Source organism: Solihabitans fulvus (assembly GCF_008386585.1).
GTDB lineage: Bacteria > Actinomycetota > Actinomycetes > Mycobacteriales > Pseudonocardiaceae > Solihabitans > Solihabitans fulvus.
The window spans coordinates 34,527-59,875 of record NZ_VUOB01000073.1; the positions used below are offsets into that span (position 1 = coordinate 34,527).

Annotated in this window: 23 protein-coding genes; 10 read left to right on the plus strand and 13 right to left on the minus strand. The window is 71.9% G+C overall.

Annotated features, from left to right (window positions below; genetic code table 11):
• The first annotated feature begins 97 nt into the window (after nucleotides 1-97).
• The 5 genes from F0L68_RS34775 to F0L68_RS34795 all read left to right on the plus strand — a co-directional run bounded on the left by F0L68_RS34775 (nucleotide 98) and on the right by F0L68_RS34795 (nucleotide 5,738).
• Nucleotides 98-670, plus strand: coding sequence for a hypothetical protein (locus tag F0L68_RS34775; protein ID WP_306463209.1), 573 nt, complete (start codon nucleotides 98-100; stop codon nucleotides 668-670).
• Between the two features lie 96 nt (nucleotides 671-766).
• The gene (locus tag F0L68_RS34780) at nucleotides 767-3,784 is read left to right on the plus strand and encodes an AfsR/SARP family transcriptional regulator (RefSeq protein ID WP_188316993.1); all 3,018 of its coding nucleotides are present in this window, start codon (nucleotides 767-769) and stop codon (nucleotides 3,782-3,784) included.
• Nucleotides 3,785-3,896: 112 nt separating this feature from the next.
• Complete coding sequence (locus F0L68_RS34785; RefSeq protein ID WP_149854139.1) at nucleotides 3,897-4,373, plus strand: MarR family winged helix-turn-helix transcriptional regulator; 477 nt, start codon at nucleotides 3,897-3,899, stop codon at nucleotides 4,371-4,373.
• A gap of 22 nt (nucleotides 4,374-4,395) precedes the next feature.
• On the plus strand, nucleotides 4,396-4,971 hold the full coding sequence (locus F0L68_RS34790) for a YbhB/YbcL family Raf kinase inhibitor-like protein (protein WP_149854140.1): 576 nt from the start codon (nucleotides 4,396-4,398) through the stop codon (nucleotides 4,969-4,971).
• A 23-nt stretch (nucleotides 4,972-4,994) separates the two neighbouring features.
• A complete protein-coding gene (locus tag F0L68_RS34795) occupies nucleotides 4,995-5,738 on the plus strand; it encodes an alpha/beta fold hydrolase (RefSeq protein WP_223199401.1) in 744 nt (247 codons plus the stop codon).
• Nucleotides 5,739-5,768: 30 nt separating this feature from the next.
• Here the strand turns inward: F0L68_RS34795 and F0L68_RS34800 are convergent, their stop codons facing one another.
• From F0L68_RS34800 to F0L68_RS34810, 3 genes are all read right to left on the minus strand, one after another.
• Entirely contained in the window at nucleotides 5,769-6,266 is a 498-nt protein-coding gene (locus F0L68_RS34800; RefSeq protein WP_149854142.1) for a VOC family protein, read from the minus strand.
• An 87-nt stretch (nucleotides 6,267-6,353) separates the two neighbouring features.
• Nucleotides 6,354-6,971: a LysE family transporter gene (locus F0L68_RS34805; RefSeq protein WP_149854143.1), complete on the minus strand. Its 618-nt coding sequence runs from the start codon at nucleotides 6,969-6,971 to the stop codon at nucleotides 6,354-6,356.
• Between the two features lie 179 nt (nucleotides 6,972-7,150).
• A complete protein-coding gene (locus F0L68_RS34810) occupies nucleotides 7,151-8,263 on the minus strand; it encodes a lysylphosphatidylglycerol synthase transmembrane domain-containing protein (RefSeq protein WP_149854144.1) in 1,113 nt (370 codons plus the stop codon).
• A 133-nt stretch (nucleotides 8,264-8,396) separates the two neighbouring features.
• Here F0L68_RS34810 and F0L68_RS34815 point away from each other — a divergent pair, with 133 nt between their 5' ends.
• Nucleotides 8,397-9,119, plus strand: a complete 723-nt coding sequence (locus F0L68_RS34815) for a response regulator transcription factor (RefSeq protein WP_223199402.1) — start codon at nucleotides 8,397-8,399, stop codon at nucleotides 9,117-9,119.
• Complete coding sequence (locus F0L68_RS34820) at nucleotides 9,116-10,570, plus strand: sensor histidine kinase (RefSeq protein WP_149854145.1); 1,455 nt, start codon at nucleotides 9,116-9,118, stop codon at nucleotides 10,568-10,570. Before F0L68_RS34815 ends, F0L68_RS34820 begins: the two co-directional genes overlap by 4 nt.
• 46 nt (nucleotides 10,571-10,616) lie before the next feature.
• Here F0L68_RS34820 and F0L68_RS34825 read toward each other — a convergent pair whose 3' ends face one another.
• On the minus strand, nucleotides 10,617-11,777 hold the full coding sequence (locus F0L68_RS34825) for a pyridoxal phosphate-dependent aminotransferase (RefSeq protein ID WP_149854146.1): 1,161 nt from the start codon (nucleotides 11,775-11,777) through the stop codon (nucleotides 10,617-10,619).
• Between the two features lie 52 nt (nucleotides 11,778-11,829).
• Between F0L68_RS34825 and F0L68_RS34830 the strand changes: the two genes are divergently transcribed.
• Nucleotides 11,830-12,375, plus strand: coding sequence for a helix-turn-helix domain-containing protein (locus F0L68_RS34830; RefSeq protein WP_149854147.1), 546 nt, complete (start codon nucleotides 11,830-11,832; stop codon nucleotides 12,373-12,375).
• 124 nt (nucleotides 12,376-12,499) lie between these two features.
• On the opposite strand, the gene F0L68_RS34835 is transcribed toward F0L68_RS34830, so the two are convergent.
• On the minus strand, nucleotides 12,500-13,306 hold the full coding sequence (locus F0L68_RS34835) for a C1 family peptidase (RefSeq protein ID WP_149854148.1): 807 nt from the start codon (nucleotides 13,304-13,306) through the stop codon (nucleotides 12,500-12,502).
• A 584-nt stretch (nucleotides 13,307-13,890) separates the two neighbouring features.
• Here F0L68_RS34835 and F0L68_RS34840 point away from each other — a divergent pair.
• Entirely contained in the window at nucleotides 13,891-15,192 is a 1,302-nt protein-coding gene (locus tag F0L68_RS34840; protein WP_223199403.1) for an MFS transporter, read from the plus strand.
• A gap of 97 nt (nucleotides 15,193-15,289) precedes the next feature.
• Here F0L68_RS34840 and tatB read toward each other — a convergent pair whose 3' ends face one another.
• Nucleotides 15,290-15,724: a Sec-independent protein translocase protein TatB gene (gene tatB / locus F0L68_RS34845; RefSeq protein ID WP_149854150.1), complete on the minus strand. Its 435-nt coding sequence runs from the start codon at nucleotides 15,722-15,724 to the stop codon at nucleotides 15,290-15,292.
• 151 nt (nucleotides 15,725-15,875) lie between these two features.
• Between tatB and tatA the strand changes: the two genes are divergently transcribed.
• Nucleotides 15,876-16,151 carry a Sec-independent protein translocase subunit TatA gene (gene tatA, locus F0L68_RS34850; protein ID WP_149854151.1) on the plus strand — a complete coding sequence of 92 codons (276 nt, stop codon included), beginning with the start codon at nucleotides 15,876-15,878 and terminating at the stop codon, nucleotides 16,149-16,151.
• 50 nt (nucleotides 16,152-16,201) lie between these two features.
• Here the strand turns inward: tatA and F0L68_RS34855 are convergent, their stop codons facing one another.
• The 7 genes from F0L68_RS34855 to F0L68_RS34885 all read right to left on the minus strand — a co-directional run bounded on the left by F0L68_RS34855 (nucleotide 16,202) and on the right by F0L68_RS34885 (nucleotide 25,340).
• On the minus strand, nucleotides 16,202-18,130 hold the full coding sequence (locus F0L68_RS34855; protein ID WP_149854152.1) for a hypothetical protein: 1,929 nt from the start codon (nucleotides 18,128-18,130) through the stop codon (nucleotides 16,202-16,204).
• 19 nt (nucleotides 18,131-18,149) lie between these two features.
• Nucleotides 18,150-18,965 (minus strand): VOC family protein, encoded by an 816-nt coding sequence (locus F0L68_RS34860; RefSeq protein WP_149854153.1) that lies wholly within the window; start codon nucleotides 18,963-18,965, stop codon nucleotides 18,150-18,152.
• A gap of 81 nt (nucleotides 18,966-19,046) precedes the next feature.
• Entirely contained in the window at nucleotides 19,047-20,003 is a 957-nt protein-coding gene (locus F0L68_RS34865) for a VWA domain-containing protein (protein ID WP_149854154.1), read from the minus strand.
• Between the two features lie 160 nt (nucleotides 20,004-20,163).
• Nucleotides 20,164-21,408 (minus strand): SGNH/GDSL hydrolase family protein, encoded by a 1,245-nt coding sequence (locus F0L68_RS34870; protein WP_149854155.1) that lies wholly within the window; start codon nucleotides 21,406-21,408, stop codon nucleotides 20,164-20,166.
• A gap of 115 nt (nucleotides 21,409-21,523) precedes the next feature.
• Nucleotides 21,524-22,858, minus strand: coding sequence for an ABC transporter ATP-binding protein (locus F0L68_RS34875; RefSeq protein ID WP_149854156.1), 1,335 nt, complete (start codon nucleotides 22,856-22,858; stop codon nucleotides 21,524-21,526).
• A 17-nt stretch (nucleotides 22,859-22,875) separates the two neighbouring features.
• Nucleotides 22,876-24,612, minus strand: coding sequence for an ABC transporter permease (locus F0L68_RS34880; RefSeq protein WP_149854157.1), 1,737 nt, complete (start codon nucleotides 24,610-24,612; stop codon nucleotides 22,876-22,878).
• Nucleotides 24,612-25,340 (minus strand): MgtC/SapB family protein, encoded by a 729-nt coding sequence (locus tag F0L68_RS34885; protein ID WP_149854158.1) that lies wholly within the window; start codon nucleotides 25,338-25,340, stop codon nucleotides 24,612-24,614. Before F0L68_RS34885 ends, F0L68_RS34880 begins: the two co-directional genes overlap by 1 nt.
• Nucleotides 25,341-25,349: the final 9 nt, after the last annotated feature.

Genomic DNA, 25,349 nt, shown 5'->3' on the forward strand with positions numbered 1-25,349 from the left:
AACACAGATCGCCCGGTGGCACGTCCTACGAAGTGATGACTCGGCGCCGGTACGGTCGGCCGACGACAGCGCGGCGCCGGTCACCGAGGGTGGGCGGGTGCTGACCTTCGTCTCGGACAATCCCATGGCCGCGCTGATCGCGGGCTGCGAGATCGGTTTCTGGCTGATCCTCGCGGCCGGCCTGACCGCGCGGTACGTGTTGCGGCTGCGCACCGTCGGCGCTGTCCTGTTGCTCTGCGCGCCGGTCGTCGACCTGGTACTGCTGGTCGCGACCGTCGTCGACCTGCGGCGGGGCACGGCGGCCAACGTGACGCACGGCCTCGCCGCCGCCTACCTCGGCTTCAGCGTGGCGTTCGGGCACAGCCTGGTCCGCTGGGCCGACCAACGGTTCGCGCACCGGTTCGCCAACGGGCCCGCGCCGGTCCGGCCGCCGAAGTACGGCGCGGCCAAGGTGCGCCACGAGTGGCGCGAGTGGGGCAAGGCGGTGCTGGCGTGGGCGATCTCCTGCGGACTGATCCTCGGGATGATCGCCATGGTCGACGCGCCGGAACGCACCCACGAACTGTGGCCCTGGATCATCCGGCTGTCCACGGTCGTCGGCGTCTGGTTCGTCGGGTGGCCGCTGTGGACGACGATCTCCCCGCCGCGCGAGCCTGCCAATCGACGCTGAGCCGACCAGCGACGCCGAGCCAACCAGCCTCACTGTCGCCCGCTCGATACAGTGGGTGGTTCCTGGCGGAAACGGCGGCCACAAGGCTGGGGCACAGTGGAGTTTCGGATCTTGGGTCCGGTGCAGGCGTGGGGAACGTGCGGGCAGGCTCGCCTCGCGGGGCCGAAACAGCTCGCGCTGTTGTCCGCGTTGTTGTTGCAGGCCAACCGGGTGGTGCCGGTCGAGCAGCTGTTCGAGGCCGTGTGGGGGGACAACCCGCCGGGCACGGCGTCCGGTGCCCTGCACACCTATGTCTTCCGGCTGCGCCAGGCGCTGACCGCGGTCGAGCCCTCGGCCGGCGACCGGCTGACCTACGTCTCGGGCTATCGGCTGCGGGTCGAGCCGCACGAGCTCGACCTCATGGAATTCCGCGACCGCGCCGAACGCGGCAGGCTGGCCGCCGCCGAGGGAAAGCTGTACGACGCCGCCGAGGAGCTGACCGCCGGGTTGGCGCTGTGGCGCGGCACCGCTCTCACGGGCGTGTCCGGCCAGTACTTCCAGGCCCACACCGCCCGCCTCGCCGAGGAGCGCCTCGCCGCGCTCGAGGAACGCGTCGGCGTCGACCTGGCCGTCGGCCGGCACGCCGAGCTGATCCCCGAGCTGCGGGATCTCGTTGCCACGCACCGGCTTCGGGAGGCGCTGCACGGCCATCTGATGCTGGCGCTGTACCGGGCAGGCCGCCCCGCCGAGGCGTTGCAGGCCTTCGAGGACATCAGGCAAGCGCTGGTCGACGAGCTCGGCATCGATCCAGGCCCGGCGCTGACGCTGCTGCGCCAACGGATTGTGCGGGGCGACCCCGAGCTGTCCGACCCGCACGCCGGTGAGCGTCCCGTGCCGCGCACCGACCTGCCTGGCGACATCGCGGACTTCACCGGCCGCGAGGCCGAGCTGCGGCGGCTGCTCGGGGCGCTGCCCGCCGGGCAGGAGGGCGGCGCGGTCGTCATCGAGGCGATCGACGGGATGGCAGGCGTCGGCAAGACCACCCTCGCCGTGCACGCCGCCCACCAGCTCGCCGACCGCTACCCCGACGCCCAGCTGTTCATCGACCTGCACGGCCACACCACCGAACACGAGGCCACCGACCCCGCCGCCGCGCTGGACAGCCTGCTGCGCACGCTCGGCGTGCCCGGCGACCAGATCCCGCAGGAACTCGACGCGCGGGCGGCGCTGTGGCGGGCCGAACTCGCGGAGCGGGACGCCGTGATCGTGCTGGACAACGCGGCCGACTCGGCGCAGGTCCGCCCGCTGCTGCCGGGCACGGCCCGCTGCCTCGCGCTGGTCACCAGCCGGCGCAGGCTCGGCGACCTGGACACCGCGCGCACATTGTCGCTGGACGTGCTGCCGACCGCCGACGCCGTGGACCTGTTCACCCGCGTGGTCGGCGCCGACCGGACCTCCCGGCACGAGGGGCAGCGGGAGCAGGTGCGTGCAGTCGTCGAGCTGTGCGGTCACCTGCCGCTGGCCATCCGCATCGCCGCGGCGCGGCTGCGCACCCGACCGGCCTGGACCGTGGCACACCTGGCCGACCGCCTCGCCCAGGGACATCGGGGCCTCGACGAGCTGTCCACCGGCGACCGCAGCGTCGCGGCCGCGTTCGGGCTGTCCTATCGACACCTGCCCGACCGGCACCGGCGGATGTTCCGGCTGCTCGGTCTGGTGCCGGGCAACGACGTCGACACCCACGCGGCCGCCGCGCTCTGCGGCCTCGGGGCGGCGGAGGCCGCAGAGCTGTTGGAGGACCTGGTCGACGTCCACCTGCTGCAACAGCCTGCGCCGGGCCGCTACCGCTTCCACGACCTGATTCGCCGGCACGCCATGGACACCGCGCGCGACACGGAGAGCGAGGCGGCCAGGCGGGAGGCGGTCACCCGGCTGCTCGACTACTACCTGCACACCGCCTCGCTCGCGGCGGCGCACATCTTCCCCGGCACGCTGCGGGCCGGGCTCGACGTGACGCACGTGCCGGCGAGCACGCCGTCGCTGACGAACCAGACCGAGGCGGTGGCGTGGTGCGAGGCCGAGCACGCCAACCTCAACACGGCCATCGGCCACGCCGCCGAGTCCGGCCGGCACACGCACGCGTGGCAGATCCCCTACGTGCTCTGGTACTTCTACTTCATTCGCGGCCACACCCGCGACTGGATCGCCACCCATCAGCTCGCGCTGGCTGCGGCGCAGCACCTGGCGGACGACCGCGCGCGGGCCGACCTGCTCAAGCAGCTCGGCTCGGCGTACTGGCAGCTCGGGCGGTACGACCGCGCGCTCGACCACTACCGCGAGGCGCTGGCCCTGTACCGCAGCAACGACGACGTGTGGGGCGAGAGCGCCATCCTCGGCAACCTCGGCATCGTCTACGGGCGGCTCGGCCGGTACCCCGAGTCGCTGGACAACTACCAGCAGGCCCTCGCGCTCAGTCGCCGGTCCGGCGACCGGTGGCTGGAGAGCAACGCGCTCAACCACATCGGCAACACCTACGACCAGGTCGGGCGGTTCGCCGACGCGCTCGACCACTACCGGCAGGCCCTGTCGCTCAAGCGGGAGATCGACGACCGGCGTGGCGAGGCGAACGTGTTGACGTGCATGGGCATCGCGGAGGAACGCCTCGGCGGGCTCGCGTCGGCGTTCGAGCACCACGAGCAGTCCCTGGCGCTGATGCGGGAGGTCGGCGACCGGCGGGGCGAGGGGTACGCGCTGTCGAACCTCGGCAACGTGCACCGCAGGCTCGGCAGGCTCGACGAGGCGCTCGGCCTGCACGACCAGGGGCTCGCGATCATGCGGGACATCGGCGACCGGGGCTATGAGAGCGCGGTGCTCACCGATCTCGGGCACACCCTGCGCGCGGCCGGCCAGGTCGACCGGGCGCTCGCCTGCCACCGCCAGGCGCTGGCGCTGACCCTCGACATCGGCGACCGGTTCCAGGAGGCGCGCGCGCACGACGGCATCGCGCTCGCGCTGCGCGCCGCCGACCCGGAGGATGCCCGCCTGCACTGGCGGCAGGCTCTCGCGATCTACACGGAACTCGGCGTCCCCGAGGCGGACGCGGTGGCCGAACACCTGGCGGATCCACCCGACTGAGCGGCCGGGGAACACTCTCCAGAAGGTGCTTCACACACTAAGTGCGTCACGCAATGATTGCGCCACGCACCATCTTTGGCTATGTTTACGGCACAGGCAAAGGAGCGGACGGATGGGTCGTACGACGCGCAGGGCGGCCGAGGAGCGCGTGCTGGCCGCCCTGCCGAGTTGGGTCAACGCCATCGCGCAGCTCAACCGGCTGATCGCCGAGCGGATGGGGGTCACCGCCAGCGACCTGGACTGCCTGCACGTGCTGAACCAGCAGGGGCCCGCCACTGCGGCCGAGCTGGCCCGCCACGTCGGCCTGACACCGGGGTCGGTGTCGCGGATGATCGACCGGCTTGACGCCGCCGGCTGCGTCAAGCGGACCAACGATCCGCAGGACCGACGCCGCGTGCTGATCGAACCGACCGGCGACGGTCTGGCCCGCATCGCGGCCTACTACGAGGGACTCACCTCTCGCGCCCACGACGACCTGTCCGTCTTCCGCATGGACGAACTGACTGCGCTGCTGCGATTCATCGAGCGTTCCCAGCGCAGTGCCACCGACGAACTCGCCCGGCTGCGTCAGGACGACGACCCTGACTGACCGCCGGCAAGGAGCGAAACCCATGACAGCGCACAGCGCACCACCGAAGAACCGGCGGGCCGGGCAGGCGGGTCTCGCCTGGCACGCACCGAACCTGGCCGGCGTGGAGACGCTCACACTGAGCAGCCCGGACTTCGAGCACGAAGGCACGATCCCGACCGTGCACGCCTCGACGCGAGCCGGCGGCGAGGACCTGTCACCGGCCCTGACGTGGTCCCCGGCGCCGGCGGGCACGGCGCAGCTGCTGCTGGTCGTCGAGGATCCCGACGCCCCGACACCAATGCCGTTCGTGCACTGCGTGGCCCTGCTCGACGCCTCGGTGACCGGCCTCGCGCACGGGGCGCTCGACGCCGAGAACCCCACAGGGGGCGTGCGCATCCTGCGTTCGGGCCTTGGCCGCGGCTACTTCGGGCCGGCGCCGCCGAAGAGCCACGGCCCACATCGGTACGTGTTCCAGCTCTTCGCTCTGGCCACACAAGTCACCGTCGGGCGCAGCGACGACGCCCTGGACTCCGCGAAGCCCCGCGAGGTGCTCGCCGCCGCCGACGACGTCCTCGCCCGCGGCCGTTTCGACGGCCTCTACGCAAGGGAACAATGAACAGCGCCAAGGAAGCACCGCACGTGCGTGGATTCACCGGCCACGATGGCGCGGAACTGACCTACCGCGAGATTGGCGACGGCCGCCCGCTGGTGTTGCTGCACGGTTTCATCGCCACGGCACGGCAATGGATCGACCACGGTCCCGCCGCCGCCCTCGCCGCGCGTGGCTTTCGCGTCATCCTTCCGGATCTCCGCGGCCACGGCGACAGCACCCGACCCCACGATCCGGCGTCCTACCCGCCCGATGTCCTGGTCGACGACGGACTCGCGCTGATCGACCAGCTCGGGCTCGACGACTACGACCTCGGCGGCTACTCGCTCGGCGGGCGGATCGTGCTGCGAATGCTGGTTCGCGGCGCCCGGCCGGCTCGCGCGGTCGTGGCCGGCCAGGGACTCGCCGCGCTGGGCGCCGCGGCGAGCGGCGGCACGCTCGGCCGCGTGCTGACCGCCCTCGCCAACGGGGACAGCATCGAACCCGGTTCGCGGGATGCGGAGGCCGCGCACTGGATCACCCAGCTCGGCGGCGACCCGGTGGCGCTCCTTCGGGTTCTGGACTCGCTCGTCGCGACACCCGAGGGGGCGTTGGGTCTGGTCGACACCCCCACGCTCGTGGTGGTCGGCGACGAGGATCACGACCACGCCTCCGCCGACGAGCTCGCCGCGGCGCTGCCCCTGGCGCGATTCACGCGAGTGCCGGGCGACCACTGGACCGCGCTCACCGGGCCGGAGTTCTCGACCGCGCTCGTGGCATTTCTCGGCCGGTAGTCACGGGAACACCAGCGCGGCGGCCCCGCGTCACCGAGCCACGTGCGCGACCGGATCCTGGGCCTGGAGGTACGCCAGGGCGGCGAGCCACTTCGGGTTGTCGAGCCTGCGGACGAACTCCTCCTGGGACACGTCCTCGACGCGGGTGTGAATCCACCACAGGTTGCCGAACGGGTCGAGCACCCGCGCCACGCGCTCGCCGAACGGCGCCGTCGTCGGCTCGGTGTGCGAGGTGCCGCCCGCCGCGAGGGCCTTCTGGTAGGTCGCGTCGCAGTCCGCTACGTACAGCCGGAGGAAGGCCGGGGTGGGCGCCGAGCCGGGCGGCACGTCGAACGCCATCACGATGGCGTCGTCGATGCGGAACTCGGCGTGCCCGATCGCGCCGTCCGGGTTGTGCACCCGCGCGATCTCCACCGCATCGAACGCGGCGACGACGTAGTCGAGCAGCTTGGCGGTGTCCCGCCCGATGATCCACGGGGTGACGGCCGTGTACCCCTTGGGTGCGGTGCTGGCGGCCTGGTCGCTCATGACGTCTCCTCCGGTGTTCTCCGCTGCCTGACAAGATCGACATTACAAATCATTGCGGTCAATTTCGGTCCGCGTTGCCGAGCGCGTTCACTGGAACACGATGGCGGCGGCCATCGCGACGATCGCGACGCTGGAGGCGAGCGCGGCAAGCAGACTGCCCCTGCGGCCCGTGAGCACGCGACCGAGGAGGGAGCCGCCGCTGGCCAGCAGCAGTTGCCAGCTCGTGGACGCAGCGAACGCGGCCAGCACGAACGCGGCGAGCTCCGGCGGGGTGAACGCGCCGGTCGCCTGGCGGCCGAGCACGAGTGCGGCGAAGTAGAGGATCGTCGCCGGGTTGAGCAGCGTGACGCCGAGCAGGCCGGCAAAGGCGCGGGCCGGGGTCACCGGACGGAACTCGGCGGCCTCCGGGGCGCGGTGACGGCGCAGCGCGGTCGCGGCGGTCCGGACGGCCAGCGCGGTCAGCACGAGCGCCGCGACCAGCCGCATGTATCCGGCATAGGGCGCGATCGCCTGCCCCGCAGCGGATCCGCCGAGCGCAGCGGCCACGGCGTACAGGCCGTCGGCGGTCGCCACGCCGAGCGCCGCGGCGGCGCCGACCCGCAGCGACGTCCGTGCGCTCAGTCCGACCAGCAACACCCCGACACCGCCGACGGGAATGGCCACGCCGTAGCCGGCCACCAGCCCGGCGAGCAGCGCGGCCGTCACGGCAGCTGCGGGGTCGCCTCCGACCGGGTGCCGGACTGCTGTCGCCGCGCGCCGTCCGCCGTCGGGACAGGTCGGGCGCGGAACGAGGCAGTGGTGGTCACGACGCAGATGGTGCCGCCAGAACCCGCGCGCCACCAACGGGTTTTCCCGCGGAACGGTTTTACAGCCGAACGGAGACCTCAGGCCGCGATCGGGTTCTGCGCGGGGACCTTCGCTGCGCTCGCCGCGCGGGTGTCCGAGAGGTTCAGCGCCAGCCAGGCGCCCCAGCCGAGCACGACGACGCCGGCGAAGCTCAGCAGCCGGTACAGCACGACGGCCGCCAGCGCGGGCTGCGCTGGCACCCCGCCGGCCACCAGCGCGGTGGTCAACGCCGCTTCCACGACCCCAAGGCCGCCGGGCACCAGGCCGAGCCCGGACACGAACATGCCGGCCGCGTAGGTCACCAGCAGCAGGCCGGGGCTCAGGCCGTGCACGCCGACCGCGAGGCAGCACGCGGCGAGGCAGGCGAGGTCGAACACCCAGTTCAACATGGAGAACATCGACGTGGCGGTCCAGTCCCGCGCGGTGCCCCGGACCGAGCGGAGCTGGTCGAGCACCCCGCGCAGCGCGTCCAGCTCCAGGCTCAGCGGACGCCGCCACACCCGGTTCACCCAGCCGAGCACCCGGTTCACGCCGGCGACGATGTGCTCGGGCCGATGCCAGGCCAGCCGGAGCCCGACCACCAGGGCGACCGCGCCGATCCCCTCGACCAGCAGGTTCACCGCGGTCTCGCTGAAGGTGCCGTCGACGGCCGCGCCGAGCAGCCCAACCACGGCCAGCGTGCCGGTGGACACCACTCCCCCGGCGAGCATCGTCCACGCGGCGACCGGCGTGCTCGCGCCCCAGGCGCGCATCCGCCGGTACATGTAGGTGGTGGAGAACGCCGACCCGGCCGGCAGCGTCAGGTGCAGGGCGTTGGCCGCGTAGACGACGGTGAGCGCGCTGCGCACCGTCACGTGCACCCCGCCGGCGCGCAGCAGCCTGCGGCGCATGCGGGCGAACGCCGCCATCGAGCCCCACTCGGCCGCGACGGCGAGCGCGAGCCAGCCGAGGTTGGGCTGCGCGAGGGCCTGCACGGCCTCCGCGAGCGTCGGGCCGGCCAGCACGGCCTCCACGACCAGGACGGTGCCGAGGGCGACCCAGACGACCCACTTGAGCCGAGCCAGCCGCCCGCTCGGGGAGCCCACGGTGTTCGCCGACGGCGTCACCATCGGCGATGCGGGTCCGCGAGGGCCATCCTGGAGGAGTGCCATGCGGACAACGATGAACGACTTTGCTGTGGACCACCTGTGGTTGACGGCGGTTCCACCCAATTTCGGGTGATTCACAGGTGGCGCACAGGAACCGCACAGGCTCCCCGGAGGCGGCCAGTCCAGACTGGACACCGTGGCGAACCCGGAGCCGGCGGAACCGGACCAACAGGAGATCCGAGTGCTCGTGGTCGACGACGAGCGCTACCTCGCGGAGATGATCGCCACGGCCATGCGGTACGAGGGCTGGCGGGCGGCGACGGCCGCGACAGGTGAGGAGGCGTTGGCGCAGGTCAAGGCGTTCGCTCCTGCCGTGATCGTGCTGGACGTCATGCTGCCGGACACCGACGGCTTCGCGCTGCTGTCGCAGCTGCGCGCCGGGGGCGACGAGGTGCCGGTAATCTTCCTGACCGCGCGGGACGCCACCGAGGACCGGGTGCGCGGCCTGACGCTCGGCGGCGACGACTACGTCACCAAGCCGTTCAGCCTTGAGGAGCTGGTGGCCAGGGTGCACGGGCTGCTGCGCAGAGCCGCCATCACCCAGGCCCGCACGACCGGGCTCCAGGTGGCCGACCTGACGTTGGACGAGGACAGCAGAGAGGTGCGGCGCGGCAGCCGCCTGGTCGAGCTGACCCCGACGGAGTTCGAGCTGCTGCGCTACCTGATGCGCAACAGCCGCACGGTGCTGTCCAAGGCGCAGATCCTGGACCGGGTGTGGCAGTACGACTTCGGCGGCAACGCCAACGTCGTCGAGCTGTACATCTCCTACCTGCGCAAGAAGATCGACACGGAGGCCAGCGAGCCGCTGATCCACACCGTCCGGGGCGTCGGCTACGTGCTGCGCCCGCCGATCTCGTGAACGCGCGGCGCGGCCCGGTCGCGTTCGTCGCAAGGCAGCCCCTGCGGCGCAGGCTGTTGGGCCTGGTGCTGCTGCTGACCGTCGTGGTGGTGCTGGTCGGCGGCATGACGACCTCGCGCGCGCTGTCGATGTTCCTGCACACCAGGGTGGACCAGCAGCTGAGCCAGTTCACCAACGAGCTACAGGACGGCGTCAAGCGCGGCGACCTGCACCCGGTGCTGACCGGGCCGGGAGCGAACAGCACGGTCGGCTACCTGGTGTCGCCGGACGGCTCGACCGCGACCCTGCTCACCGGGCGCGACGCCGGCACCACGCTGGATCCCGCGCAGGCGGGCGAGGTCCTCCTGCACGTGCCCAAGGACCGCAGGCCGCAGGACGTCGACCGGCTCGGCGTGTTCGACGTGCCCTACCGCGTGCAGGCGCGGGAGGTCCCCGGCGGCGGGACCCTGGTGGTCGGCGTGCCCGTCGGCGACCTCAACCAGACGCTGAGCCGGCTGTGGGGCATCGAGTTCGCGGTCGGGCTCACGGCGGTCGTGGTGGTCGGGGTGTCCGGGTTCCTGCTGATCCGGGTGGCGCTGCGGCCGCTGGCCAAGATGACGACCACGACGAGGCGGATCGCGGCGACCGACCTGTCCGGCCCGGACTCGGCCGTCCGACTGCGCGCGCCGGAACTGCACCCGAGGACCGAGGTCGGGCAGCTCGGGGTCGGCATGAACCACATGCTCGACGCAATCGACGCCGCGTTCGCCGCGCGGCACGAGGCGGAGAACCAGCTGCGCCAGTTCGTCGCGGACGCCTCGCACGAGCTGCGCACGCCGCTGGCGACCGTGCGCGGCTACGCGGAGCTGTTCCGCCGCTCGGAGGAGGCCGGCAAGCTCGACCCTGCCGAGCTGGCGGTGGGACTGCGGCGCATCGAGGCCGAGGCGATCAGGATGGGCCTCCTCGTCGACGACCTGCTGTTGCTGGCGCGCCTCGACCAGGGCCGGCCGCTCGGCCGCGAGCCGGTGGACCTGTGCCGGCTGGCGATCGACGCGGCGAGCGACTTCCGGGTCACCGACGACCAGCGGTCGATCCGGCTGGAGGTGCCGGCCGAGCCGATCGTGGTGACCGGGGACGAGTTCCGGCTCAGGCAGGTGCTGGCGAACCTGCTGGCGAACGTGCACGCGCACACGCCGCCGGGCACCCCGGCGCAGGTCACCGTTGCGGGCGCGGACGGCCACGCGCTGGTGGAGGTCCGCGACGAGGGCCCCGGCATCCCGGCGGAGGCCGCGGACCAGGTGTTCAACCGCTTCTACCGGGCCGACCCGTCCAGGACGAGGACCAGCGGCGGCAGCGGGCTCGGCCTGGCCATCGTGCGGGCCATCGTCACGGCGCACCGGGGCCGGGTGGAGCTGGACACCGCGCCGGGCCACACCGCGGTCCGCGTGCTGCTGCCCCTGGACCCCGCCTGATCACTGGGCGCCCGCGCTGACCTGTCCCCGCCGGCCGGTCGCCCGGTCAGCCGAGCGCCCTGCGGAACCGGTCGCCGAGGTCGGCGAGGCGTTCCACCGGCTCGTTCGCGAAGACCAGCCGCAGGTAGTGCTCGCCGCTCGGGCCCCAGCCGGCCATGCCCGTCGCGGCCACCTTGGCCCGGTCGAACAGCAGCTGGGACAGCTGGGCCGGGGTGCGCCCGAGCGGCCGCGCGTCCAGCAGCAGCGACCAGCCGCCGTGCGGCCGGATGACCGGATAGTCGGCGAGCTGCCGCAGCACGGTGTCGCAGCGTCGGCGCCACTGCTCGGTCGCGTTCGCGACGTCGAGGTCCGCGTCGGGCGCGGTCAGCGCGGCGGCCACCGCCTCCTGCGCCAGCCCGACCTGGCAGACGACGTTGGTCAGCCCGACGAGGTGGATGTCGGCGAGGATCGCGGCAGGGCCGACCACCCAGCCGACGCGCCAGCCGATCAGCCGAAGCTCCTTGGACGCGGAGCCGACGGTGATGGTCCGGTCGGCGAGGCCATCGTGCGCCGCCGGATGGCTCGGCGGGCGGCCGTCGAACCGAAGCCGCTCCATCGCCGCGTCGTAGATCAGCCACGCGTCGTGGCGCGCGCACGCGTCGGCGAGCGCGGACCAGTGGTCGTCGTCGAGGACGAGGCCGGTCGGCATGGTCGGGCTCATCAGCAGGACCGCCGCGGTGTTCGGTCCGACGGCGGCGGCGAGCCGGTCGGGGTCAACGCGCCAGCCCTCGGGTGTCGGCTGCGCCGGCACGAAGCGCGGGACGCCGCCGACCAGCCGCACCCGGTTGACCAGGCCCGCGTAGACGGGGTCGCACAGCACGACCTCCTGGCCGGGCTCGACCGTGGCGAGCAGGGTGTTGAGGATGCCGTTGAGGCCGCCGGCCACGCTGACGCACTCGGTGTCCGGGTCGTAGCTCCGCCCGGCCGCCCTCCCGACGTGCGCCGCCGCGGCCGCCCGCAGGGATCGCCTGCCCTGGAACGGGAGGTAGCTGTTCGCCGAGTCGTCGGAGATCGCGGCCCCGGTCGCCGCGAGCGCCACGGCGGGCGGCCGGAGGTCGGTGTCGAGGTTCTCCAAGCGGAGGATGTCCGGGTCGGCCGCCGCGTCGGCCGCGTCGCCGACCACGTCAACGCCGATGCCTGGAATCTCGCGCAGCCGGGTCACGGTCATGGCATCCCCCAGTTCACTTTGCCGATACGTCCGTACCACTATGCTGATACGCATGGAGCTGGCGCAAGTGGTTGGCGGCACCGTGGCGCGGCTGCGCGCGGCGGCCGGGATCTCGTTGGCGGACCTGGCGGCCGCCTCGGACATCAGCAAGACCACGCTGCACGGCATCGAACAGGGCCAGGGCAACCCGACGCTGAGCACGCTGTGGGCGCTGGCCACCGCGCTGCACGTGCCGCTCGGCGAGCTGCTCGAGGCGCCGGCGACGCCGGTCGAGGTCGTGCGCGCCGACGACGACCGCCCGCGCGTCCTCGGCGACGCCGTCGGCGCCCGCCTGCTGCACCGCATCCGGGTGCGCGGCACGGTCGAGGTCTACGACGTCGAGGTCGCCGAGCGCCGGCAGGACTCGGCCGCCCACCTGGCCGGCGTCGAGGAGTGCCTCGTGCTGACCAGGGGGCGCGTCACGACGGGCCCGGTCGACGCGCCCGCCGAGCTGACCGAGGGCGACTCGATCCGCTTCGACGCCGGCCGCCCGCATCTCTACCAGGGGCACACCGGGGACAACCGGGCTGTGCTGCTCATGGTCCACCCCGAGCCGTGACGTCCCCGACGGACAGCGCGACGGCGGCAAGCGCGACGGCGGCGGTGCCCATGCGCGTGGGCACCGCCGCCGTCGAGCGGTTTTCCTCCCCCAGATCAGCACTCGCGCCTGGGAGTCAGAGCGCTCAGAGGACCGCTCGCACCGTCCAGAAGTCCGAGGAGAGCGACGCCTCAGTCAGGTAGGCATACGGCATGGTGAAGTAGCCCGCCTGCCCCCAGCCCGTACCCCACGAGTTGCGCACGGTGAACCGCTGCGTCGCGTCGTCGTACCCGACGGCGAGCACAGCGTGCCCGCCGAGCACCTGCTCGGTCTGCGCGTTCGGCATCGGCACGACGCCCGTCTTGGCCACCTCGGCGCTCTCGAAACTGGAGTAGACGGTGAACCCGAAGACGAACGGGTACCCGGCCGCGAGGCAGCCCCGGCACTCGTCGAGGGTCTGCGCCACCCGCTGGTAGGAGGTGACCTTGGCCTTGAGCGCGTCGGCGTAGCACTGCTGCGTCGGCTTGTCCTTGGCCTTCGAGCTGGGCGGGAAGGTGCCGTCGGGCTGCGCGGGCGTGGCGTCGTAGGGCCACTCGGTCTCCGGGCAGACACCGAGCTGGGCGACGCTCTTGACGCCGTCGCGGATCTGGGCACCGGAGTCGGAGGCGATGTTGCCCTCCATCGCGCGCTCGTTGTAGTAGATGAACAGCCGTGACGGCATGAAGTCCTGCGACTGCTTCATCAGGTCGTACTCCACCGCCGCGCCGATCGCGTTCGCGGTGCAGCTGCCGATCTGCCCCTGGTCGTAGACGGCCGCCTGGCCGCTGCGCAGGTCGACGCTCGGCGGCAGGCTCACCAGTGCGATGCGCGGCGCCGAATAGAGGTGGTCGCGGGCGTCCGGCAGGTCACGAACCCAGCCGTAGCGGGCGATGCTCCGAGGTGTACTTGCCACGTGATGCTCCTTCCCGGACCTACGACGTCGGCGAGGACGGCCATCCCCGTTCCGCCCGGCCGACGCGTGGGATCCGGTGAGTTCATGCCGTCCTTCTCTCGCTGGGACGATGCGCGACGCATGGTGCCGATGCAGGGTGAATCGCGATCTTCTCTGCCGTGGCGGCGTGATCGTTTTTGTCTTGGTCGTGCGCAGTGCCTGTTGTTCACACGGGCCCAGGGATGACGTGGACCTATGCCACTAAGAGACACGGCCGTTGGGGCTGATACATGGATCCCCCGGACGTGTGAACGTGAGCTGTCAAGGACCCGCCGTGCACCGCTCGGCACGGACCGGCGACGGTGCGAAAATCTCCGGTTTCGGCGACGACGACCGATTTACCGATCGATGGCGAGACCCGATCTGCATGAAGGGGCTCCCGATGCTGCCCTCGCCGACGATATGGTGCCGTCCGCCTCGGCTCAGTGCCCCACGGGTCGAGGCGTCCCGCATGCCTGCATACGGCGGGACCCTGCCGCGATGGGGAGTCAACGGAGGTCCGGATGGCGATCGAGTCACGCCCTGGCTTACCAGGCACCGCAACCATGAAACACAGCGTAATCGGAAATGTGATTCGCGGATCCGTAGGTAACCTTATCGAGTGGTATGACTGGTACGCATACACCGCGTTCAGTATCTATTTCGCCAGCACGTTCTTCCCCTCTGGCGACCAGACGGCCCAGCTGATGAACACTGCGGCCGTCTTCGGGGTCGGCTTCGTGATGAGACCCATCGGCGGCTGGCTGTTCGGCCGCTACGCCGACCGGTTCGGCCGCCGCGCCGCGCTGACCGTCTCGGTCACGCTGATGGCCCTCGGCTCGCTGGTAATCGCGTTCGCGCCGGGCTACGACTCCGTCGGCGCGCTCGCCCCCGCGCTGCTCGTCGGGGCCCGGCTGTTGCAGGGCCTCTCGGTCGGCGGCGAGTACTCCACCTCGGCGACCTACCTGTCCGAGGTCGCCGCCGCCCGGCGGCGCGGCTTCTACTCCAGCTTCCAGTACGTCACGCTGACCTCGGGACAGGTGCTCGCCCTGCTCCTCCAGATCGTGCTCCAGGGCCAGCTGACCACCGCGCAGATGCAGGACTGGGGCTGGCGCATCCCGTTCGTCATCGGCGCGCTGTTCGCGGTGATCGTGATGTACCTGCGCAGCACCATGGACGAGTCCGAAGTCTTCCAGCTCGCCGAGGACGGCAGCTCCGGCGACCACGGCACGCTGCGGGTGTTGTTGCGCTACCCCAGGGAATGCCTGCTGGTGGCCGGCCTGACGCTGGGCGGCACGGTGGCGTTCTACACCTACACCACCTACATGCAGAAGTTCATGATCGGCACCAGCCACATCAACAAGAGCACGGTCACCTGGATCAACTTCTTCGCGCTGCTGGTGTTCGTGGTCATCCAGCCGCTGGCCGGCGCGCTGTCCGACCGGGTCGGCCGGCGCCCCATGCTGCTCGGCTTCGGCATCCTGGGCACGCTGGTCACCGTGCCGCTGCTGACCGTGTTGTCGCACACGAAGGACCCGCTGATCGCGTTCGCCCTGATGCTGGGCGCGCTGGTGATCGTGACCGGCTACACCTCGATCAACGCGGTCGTGAAGGCCGAGCTGTTCCCCACCAAGATCCGCGCCCTCGGCGTCGGGCTGCCCTACGCGGTCACCGTCGCCTTCGGCGGCACCGCCGAGTACGTGGCGCTGTGGCTCAAGGAGTCCGGCCACGAAGCGGTCTTCTACTGGTACGTCTCCGGCTGCATCCTGGTGTCGCTGGTGGTCTACGTGCTGATGCGGGAGACCTCGCAGGACTCGCCGCTCGAGCGCGAGGCCGCCCTCGTCGGCGCCGGGCCGACGGACCGCTGACCCGATCGCCCCGGGGCCGTCGCGGATCGGCGGCCCCGGGTGCCGGATCAGAGGAGGCCCGGTCGAGGTCGGCTCGGAATCGGCTCAGGGGGTCGACTCAGGTCGCGTCGGGGTCGAACGGCGGGCGCTGGCCCGGCTGCAACGGCTGCTGCGGCTGGCGGGGCGGCTCGACCTGGTGGCCGTTGCTGCCGAGCTGGTCGGCCGTGCTCACGCCTGCCGCAGTGGTGCCGGACATGTTCAGCGAGTTGCCAAGGCCGGACAGCGCCGAGTTGTCGTCGAGCAGGTACCTGGTGACGGCGGCCTTCGGGTTGAGGTTACGCAGCGCGTTGAGGTCCTCGAGCGGCTTGCGCAGCTCGTCGAACTCCGGGCCGAGCTCCGAGCGCATCTGCTCCTTGGCGCCGCTGGCGTAGTCGCGCACCTGCTTGACCGCGCGCGCCAGCCAGGCCGCGGCCTGCGGCAGCTTGTCGGGGCCGAGGATGAACAGCGCCGCCACGAGCAGGATCAGCAGGTGCTCGAAGCTGAGACCGAACACGTCAATGCCTCCCCGTCGCGGGTGTTGCCCCACCCATACTGCTCCAGCAATCCTATTGCACGGTCCCCCGGAAGGTTTCCGACAGTCGACGACCTCGCCAAATCCACGGTCGGCCGACGCTGCCGGGCCCCGCAGCGGCTATCCTGACGGCATGGGTGGACTGAGTCCCGTGCACTGGCTGATCGTCCTCGTGGTCGTCCTGATCCTCTTCGGAGCGAAGCGACTGCCTGACGCGGCCCGCGGTGTTGGCCGTTCGCTGCGCATCTTCAAGTCGGAGATGGGCGCGGACCAGGCCGAGAACAAGGATGCCCAGGCTCCCGCGCCCCGGCCGGCCGAGCCGCCGGCCGTCGAGGCCCCGAGGCCCGTTCAGGCCGCACCGCTCGTGCAGGACCAGGTCCCGCAGCACAAGCCAGACGGCACCGCGTAGTCAGTTCCCTTCGACCTTTGCCACAACGGCCTGACCCGCGATCCGCCGGGTCAGGCCGTTGTGGCAATTCCGCGCCGCCGGGCGACCGCCCTGCCGGCCGCGACCAGCGCGACGCACAGCGTGGCGACGTGCAGCACCAACGCCACCGTCCCCGGCCGGACCTCGAACAGCTCCGGCACGCAGGCCAGCGCCGTGACCAGCCACGGGTGCACCCGGTTCGCGGCCGGCGTCCTGGCCACCCGCAGCAGGTAGACGCCGAGCATCAGGTGGATCAGGTTCTGTAGGCCGTCGACCCGCAGCACCAGCAGCGTCGCGTCGGTGCGCCACGAGCCGAGGCCGGTCACCACGAACCCGAAGACGCCCAGCGCGCCGAACACGACGCCCAGCCCCGCGGCGACCCTGCCCCGGTTGGTCTCGATCCGGTGCGCGGCCAGGTGCGCGCGGCGCTCGGTCGCCGCGACCAGCCGCGCGACGGCCTCCCCCGCCGCGGCGAACGGGTGGCCGCCCCGCCTGGCCACCCACTTCGCGAACGGCCGGTGCAGCAGCACCGCCAGCGCCAGCTGCGCGCACGCCACCGCGAGCACCAGCGTGGCCGGGGGCACTGTGGACGGGTACTGGCGCGCGGCGACGGTGAGGTGCGCCGCCAGCAGCGTCGCCGCGCCGACCCCGGCCAGCACGACCACCCGCGCCGAGAGCCTGCCGCCCCGGTAGGCGATGCCGATCTGGTGCACCGCGAGGCCGACCCCGAGCAGGTTCGCGTAGCCCAGCGTCACCGAGGCTCGGTCGAGCTGGGTGAGATCGACCGCGAGCGTCCCGGCGACCAGCACCGCGACCACCGAAGGACCGAACCTCGCGTGCAGCAGCTCCATCGCCGGGGTCAGGGCCGTGACCAGCAGATACGCCCCAATCAGCCAGAACGGGTGGGCGAGCAGCTGGCTCAGGCCGCCGAACCGGTAGCCCGACAGCGCGTCCAGCGGCAGCGGCGCGACGAGCCAGACTAGGACGACGGCGAGCACCGGGCGCAGCAGGCGGCTCATCCGCGCGGACAGGTACTCGGCGTAGCCGCCCCCGCCGGTCCGGACCGCCAGCCACGCGTCGAGGTTGGCGCGGCCGCCGAGGAAGAACAGCGTCGGCAGCGCCAGCAGCGCCTTGGCCAGCAGCCAGGTGGACGCCGAGGCCAGCGGGCCGAACCAGCCCCGACTGCCGGCGAGGGCGACCAGCCCGGCGCTGACCAACAGCACCAGCAGGCTCGCCGTCCGCAGCCCGGACAGCTCGCCCCTCCTGGCCGGCGGGTGGCCGGACCTGCCGCGCGGTTTGCGGACCATGAGCAGCAGGAAGATCGCCACGAGCCCGGTCGACCAGGCCCCGGCCGGCTCCCAGTGCGGGGTGCCGAAGCGCTGCCGCCACGAGTTGGCCCACACCGCGAAGGCGTACATCGAGGCGGTGCCGTGGCACACCGACCTGGACACGCCCTGGTAGGCCGAGTCGCAGCGGGCGTCCATCAGCCCGCTCCAGGTGTCGTCGACGAGCCTGCGGGCGTCCGGGCCGAGCGGCTGACCCCGGTACTCGGCGTAGCGCAGCATGTCGTAGCCGATGTCGTGCACCTTGCAGGCCAGGTCGAAGTCGTAGGGGCCGGCGCCGAGCAGCGGCGCCGAGCAGTGCGAGTTCGGCTTGTACGCCCGGACGGTGCCGTCGCTCATGGTGGCCGTCATCGGCAGGTAGCCGATCAGCGACGGGAAGTCCGCCGGCATCGCGGCCAGCGGGTCCCGGCCCGCCACCGGGTGGGCCAGGTCGTCGAGGAACCGCGCGATCTGGGTGTGCTCGGCGCCCGGCGCGGCCTGCGGCGCCTCGGCGGGCCGCGAGGCGATGACCCCGGCGACGAACACGGCGACCATGACGGCGGCCGTCCGGAGCACGAGCAGCAGGCGCGCCACGCGACCGCGTCCCGACCAGCCGGTGGCCGCGTTGACATCGAGCATTGGGGGAGATTCCTCGTGGTTAGTCGTCGTACGGGTCGTCGGCCGCCGAGCCGAGGTCCCAGTCGTCGGCCAGGGCCGGGTCGATGATCGCGAACCTGGTGCCGACCGGGTCGGACAGCACCGCAACGCGGCCGAGCGAGGAAGTGTAGGGCTTGAACCGTAGCCGCGCGCCCAGCCGGCGCGCCCGGTTCAGCGTCTCGTCGAACCCGAGGTCGGGGTCGACGGCGAAATGCGCGATCCAACGCGGCGGCACGTCGACGGGTGTGCCCTCGGCCATCCGGACCCGGCCGACCACCGAGTCGCCGCCGACCGACCACACCACGTAGTCGACCGTCCTGCCGTCGCCGTACTGCTGCTGCTCGAACTCGAACAGCCTGCCGAAGAACCGGTCGGCCAGCGTCGCCTTGCGGGTCACGAACTCGACCCAGACCAACGCGCCGGGCACCCCTGCCGTGAAACCCCAGTCCGCGGCGGGCTGGCACAGGCCGACCGTCGCCCCGCTCGGGTCGTCGATCAGCACCTTCGCGCCGACCCCCGGCACCTGGTGCGGGCGCGGCTCGATCACGTGGCCGCCGAACCGCCGGACCGTGCGGATGCTCGTGTCCAGGTCCTCGACGGCCAGGTAGAGCGTCCAGTCCAGGATCTCGCCCGGGTAGTGCCGCAGGCCGGCGACCGGCTCGCCGAACAGGGTGGCCACGGTGTACTCGACACCCTCGGCGTCGCGGCGCGGCTCGTACTCCCAGCCGAACACCGACTCGTAGAACCGGGTGGACGCCGACAGGTCCGAGGTGGCGAGCTCGACCCAGCAGGGGCTGCCGGGCAGTGCGGTGGTCACGGTGTCTCCCAGGGCGGTGTCGGTGCTGCCATGAAGGGTTCCTTCCTGACACTAGGTGTCCTGAAGGGACCCTTCATGACATCAGGGCAGCCGTTGCGAGATCAACAGGGCGGACCCGGCGGCGACCAGGCACAGCAGCGCGCCGATCGCGAAGAACGGCTTGCTCACCTCGCGGTGCACGGTCTCGTAGCCGATCTGCTGGCCCAGCCGGTCGTAGATCTGTTGCAGCTTCTGGTCGGTGTCGGCCTTGAAGAACTGACCGTTGGTGATGTCGGCGAGCTGGTGCAGCGCGTCGTCGTCGACCGGCACCGGGATCCGCTGGCCCTCCAGGTCGATGACGCCGCCCGCGGTGCCGAAGGAGATGGCGTAGATCGGGATCTTCTGCTTGGCCGCCTCGGCGGCCACGTCGAACTCGTTGCGGCCGACGGTCTGCTTGCCGTCGCTCATCAGCACGATCGCGGCTGGCGGCGGGCCGCCCGGGATGATCCGGCCGAACTGGTCGACGGCCTGGAGCGCGGCGGCGATGGCGTCCCCGGTCGCCGTGCCCGGCAGCAACTTGATCGCGTCAATGCTGTCCAGCACGGGCTTGCGGTCGGTGATCGGCGACACGTTCACGGTTGCCGAGCCGCCGAAGGTGAGCAGCCCCAGGTTCACGCCCGGCGTCATGTTCTGCACGAACGACTTGGCGGACGCCTGCGCCGACTTGATCCGGCTCGGCTGGATGTCGGTGGCGATCATGGAGTTCGAGATGTCGACGGTCAGCATCACGGTGGCCCGGTTGCGCGGGACCTTCGTTTCCGCGGTCGGCCCGGCCAGCCCGACGACCAGCAGGATGAACGCGACCGCGAACAGCGCCACCGGCACGTGCCTGGGCCAGCGCTGCCGCTTCGGCGCAACCCGCTCGAGCAGGTCCAGGTTGGCGAAGCGCAGCACGTGCCGCTTGCGACGGCGCTGGGCCAACACGTAACCCACCACGATCGCGGCCACCACGGCGAGCAGCGCGAACCACGCGGGGGTCAGGAAACCATCGATCGGCACCCGCACAGTTAACCCGCCCCGGCATTCACCCTCGGTGAAGTGGTCCTGTGTCGCTCCCTTCTGGACGGCGGACCCTGCTGGACTGCGGCCCCTTCTTGACGGCGGACGCGCCGACGGGTGGGACCGACGAGCTTCGGCCCCACCCGTTCGACGGGCCCCGCTACAGGCGGTCGAGGTCGACGGCCTTGGCCATCGCCAGGTAGCCGGCGGCGTTGGGGTGCAGGTGGTCACCGAAGTCGTCGTCCGCGCGCAGCCTGCCGGGGTCGGCAGGGTCGGCCAGCGCGCGGTCGAAGTCCGCGACGGCGTCGTACTCGCCGCTGGTGCGGATCCACTGGTTGACGGCCTGGCGCACACGGTCGCCCTGGTCGGTGTAGGACTGGTTTCCCTGGTAGGGCGGGATGGTTCCGCCGACGATCCGCACGCCGCGGGCGTGCGCGGCGCAGATCAGCGCGCGGTGCCCGGCGATCAGGTCCGCCGCCGTCACGGCCGGCGTCGGCGGCTCGCACGTCGTGGCGCCGGGCTGGGAGCCGAGGATGTCGTTGACGCCCTCCAGCACGATCACCGTGCCGACCCTCGGTTGGTCGAGCACGTCGCGCCGGAACCGGGCCGTGCCCCGCTCCCCCATGCAGGGCGAGTCGCTGAGCAGCCGGTTGCCGCCGAGCCCCGCGTTGAGCACCGGCCGCGTGTTGCCCCGCGCCGCCAGCCGCCCGGCCAGCTCGTCCGGGTAGCGGTCGTCGGCGCCCCACGTCGCGCCGTAGCCGTCGGTGAGCGAGTCGCCGAAGGTGACGACCGAGGGGTCTCGGCCGGTCACGTCGACGCCCTCCAGGTAGTACCAGGAGAGGCTCTGGTCGGCGAACGCCTGCGCGCCCTGGTCGCGGAGGCGGTCGCCGGCCGCCCGGTAGGACGTGGCGAGGGCGAGGTTGTGATAGGTGGCCGGCCCGGTGGCACCCTGGAAGTACAGCGTGACCGTGAGCTGTTCCGCCGCCGTGACCGGCAACTGGACCGCGTCGCTGGCGGCGCGCGCCCCGGCCGGGATCGTGACGGCGGCCGAGCCGTGGAAGGTTAGCTCGCGGACCGTGCCCGGCTTGACGGCCGCGCCCCCGGCGGACTCGCCGACGGTGCCGCCGGTCAGCCGGAGCGGGGATGTGCCGAAGGCGTTGGACAGCCGGACGCGCAGCTGCGAGCCGGCGGCGCCGACCCGGATCACCTGGCGGACGGACTGGTCGGCGAAGCCGGTCTCGGCCCAGGTCGGGTACCAGATGGGCGCGGTGGGCCGCTGCGCGGACGCCACCCACGCGCCGACCCAGCCGCCCGCGTTCGGTGCCGCGTCAGCGTTCGCCGCCAACGGGACGAGCAGCGCCGCCGCCAACGCGGCGATCGCCGAAGTTCTTGCGGCCAAAGACATGGGGCATCGCTTCTTTCTTCTGGTGGACGGGATGCCGCCATGACGCGTCGGAGGGGACGGGTGTGACCGGTCGACGGGCTAGTTGTGGCCGAGGCCACGACAGCCGTGGGGTCGGTCAGGAAGCCGCCTCGGCGTCCACCAGGGCCGCCGCCGGGTCGGCGGTGATCTCCCCCGTGCTGGCGTCGAAGTCGTACAGCTCGCCGTAGCGACCCCAGTCGATCGCGGTGTCCAGCTGCTGGCGGGCGTCCTCCGTCGAGAAGCCCCGCCGCAGCAGGTCGAGGAAGAACGCCTCGCGCAGCGAGCCGTCCGCGCTGGTGGCGAGCGCGCGGCAGACGGTCCGCACCAGGGGCGCGCGGCTGCGGGCCTGGCCGGCGAAGATCTTCTTGCTGTCCTGGATGTTCGCGGTCGTCCAGGCGCGGCCGGTGTCGGTCAGCACGAGGTCGGCGCCGAGCACGGACAGCAGGTCGAGCATGGTCGCGCCGTCCACCAGCGGCAGCAGGTCGTCGATCTCGAAGCTCAGCTCGGCGGCGATCTCGGGCAGGTCGACCCGGCCGCCCCTGGCGTAGACGATCTCCACGAGGCCCGCCATGCCGCCGACCGACGCCTGCGGCAGCGGGCGCGCGGTCGGCGTCGCGTCGGCGGGCGCAGCCTCGTACACGTCGGGCTCGCGGCCGGTGAGCAGGTCGTAGAGCTGGTCGACGAGGGCGACGAACGCCGGGGCCCTGCGGTCGCGCGGCCTGGTGAACGGCACCGGCAGCTCGGCGAGGATGCGGCCGGGGTTCGAGCCGAGCACGATCACGCGGTCAGCCAGCAGCACGGCCTCCTCGATGTTGTGGGTGACGATGCAGATCCCCTTGGTCGGGAACTGCTGGCCGGTCCACAGCGACATCAGCTCGGTGCGCAGGTTCTCCGCGGTCAGCACGTCCAGCGCGGAGAACGGCTCGTCCATCAGCAGCAGGTCGGGCTCCAGCACCAGCGCCCTGGCGAAGCCGACGCGCTGGCGCATGCCGCCGGAGAGCTCCTTGGGGTAGGCCGACTCGAAGCCGTCGAGCCCGATCAGGTCGATGGCCGCGAGGGCGGCGTCGCGGCGCTCGGCCTGCGGCACCCCGCGCGCGGCGAGCCCGAGCTCCACATTGGCCTGCACGGTCAGCCACGGCATCAGCGCGAAGGTCTGAAACACCATCGCCACGCCGGGGTTCGCCCCGGTCAGCTCGCGGCCCCGGTAGCGCACGGTGCCCCTGGTCGGCGAGATCAGGCCCGCGATGGTGCGCAGCAGGGTGGACTTGCCGGAGCCGGACTTGCCGAGCAGCGCGACGATCTCGCCGGCGTGGATGGACAGCCTGATGTCCTCCAACACCTTCAGCTCGGCGCCGCCGGCCCCGGTGAAACTCTTGTGCACGGCGTCGACGTCGACGAGCAGCTCGCCGCGCGATCCTTGGTCAACGGTCATGACGATGCCTTCCGGGTCTACAGGGTGTAGCGCTGCTGGGCGAGTGCATAGAGCCGACGCCAGAACAACCGGTTCAGCGCGACCACGTACAAGCTCATGGCCGCGACGCCGACGAGGATCCTTGGGAAGTCACCGGCCGAGGTGGCCTCTGCGACGTACGCGCCGAGACCGGTCGCGGTGAGCGTGGTCGGCCCGTACTTGACGATCTCCGCCACGATGGAGGCGTTCCACGCGCCGCCAGCCGCGGTGATGCCGCCGGTGATGTAGCTGGGAAAGATCGCCGGCAGGATCAGCTTTCGCCACCACAGCGAGCGGGGCAGCCGCAGGCTGGCCGCGGCCTCGCGCAGGTCGTTGGGCACGGCGCTGGCCCCGGCGATCACGTTGAACAGCACGTACCACTGCGCGCCGAGGCTCATCAGCAGGATGCCGCCCCAGTTCAGGCTGATGCCCGTGGCCACGAGGAGGGCCGTGACCAGCGGGAACAGGAAGTTCGCCGGGAAGCTGGCGAGCACCTGCACCACAGGTTGGGCGAGCCTGGACACCTTGGGGTTCAACCCGATCCACACGCCGATCGGAACCCAGACCAGGGTGGCGACCACGACGAGTACGATCACTCTGCCGAAGGTGATCAGGCCGAGGCCGAGCGCGTGCGGGAACTCGCCGAGGCCGACGGTGGACCGCACGTACTCCACGGCGCGCAGCAGCCCCCAGGCGATGACGGCGAGCACGGCGACGCCGAACACCACGTCTCCCGCCCTGCGCCGGGTCGGCGACGTCCGCAGCGGGTACTCGGCGAGCCCGAACACCGCCATCACCCGGTCGATCGGGGCGCCGAGCGGGCCGAGGACCCGGCCGAGCGCCCTCGGCAGCCGCGACCGGCGAAGCAGGTTGAGCACCACGCTGCGGGGCGCCTGCGCGGCCTCGGAGTCCTCCACCCGGAAGCGCTCCGCCCAGGCCGTCAAGGGCCGCCAGAACAGCACGTTCACCCCGATCACCATGACCACCATCACGCCGATGGCCAGCAGCACGTGGTTCAGTTCCCTGGCATCGGAGGCCGCCGCAACGTAGCTGCCGATGCCGGGCAGCGTGAACTGGTGGTTGAGCACGCTGATCGACTCGGAGGCGACCAGGAAGAACCAGCCGCCGCCGAAGCTCATCATGCCGTTCCAGACCAGCGGGATCATGCCGCCTGGCACGTCCACCCGCCAGAACCGCTGCCAGCGCGACAACCTGAGGATCCTGGACGCCTCGTCGAGGTCGCGCGGCTGGGACACCAGCGACTGGTAGAAGGCGAAGGTCATGTTCCACGCCTGCGCCGTGAAGATCGCGAACACCGACGCGCACTCGAGCCCCAGCGTCGAACCGGGGAACAGGGCGATGAACCCGGTGACGGTGACCGAGAGGAAGCCGAGCACCGGCACGGACTGGAGGATGTCCAGCGCGGGAAGGAGGACCTTCTCGGCCCGCCGCAGCCGGGCCGCCGCGGTGGCGTAGACGAAGGTGAACGCCACCGACGCCACCAGCGCCACGAACATCCGCAGCAGCGACCTCGCCGCGTAGTAGGGCAGGTCGGCGGGATCGGTGGAGATCGCGGCGGCGGGCGCGGCGGAGTCGAACGGCGCGGTCACGCCCCTGGACAGCTGCACGAGGCCCCATAGCAGCGTCGCCGCGCCGGCCACCACGGCGACGTCGACCAGGCTCTGGCGCGGTCGGCGCAGCGCCTCGGCCGAGGGGAACGATCGCAGCACGGCCACTAGTTCGCCTCGTTTTTCTCGTGGGTCACCTTGACGTCCCAGCGCACTGTGGTCACCGCTGGCTCCATGCTCAACCGGCTCACCGCCGACTCCATCTGCTTGTCGTCCCTGCGGTCCGCGGTCAGCTCGGCGCGGACCTCGACGTAGCCTTCGACCGGGCTGTTGCTGCTGATCATCGACAGCAGGCTGAAGTCGGTGTGCGTCAACGCCTGCACCACCAGCGCGCGGATGTGCGCCTCGGCGTCGTCCCTGGTCACCGCGAGGAAGCTGTAGGTGGTGCTGGTCTCGTCGCCGGTGTCGGGCCGCTTGTCGACGAGTCGGCCGAGGCTGCGCAGCCCCACGTTGGCGATCAGCACCACCACCGTGCCGGCGAACGCGATGAAGTACAGGCCGACGCCGGTGAGCGCGCCGACGGCCGCCGAGCACCACAGCGTCGCCGCCGTGTTCAGCCCGCGCACGTTCAGGCCGTCGCGCAGGATCACGCCTGCGCCGAGGAAACCGATGCCGGACACGATCTGCGCGGCCACCCTGGTCGGGTCGGCGCTGCCCTGGTCGGCGATACCACTGAAGCCGTGGGAGGACAACAGCACGAACAGTGTCGCGCCGACCGCGACCAGCGCGTTGGTGCGCAGCCCCGCCATCCGCGCGCGGTACTGCCGCTCGAAGCCGATCGCGGCCCCCAGGCCGAACCCGGCGCCGATGCGCAGCAACGTCTCCAGCGTCGTCATGTGCCCGTC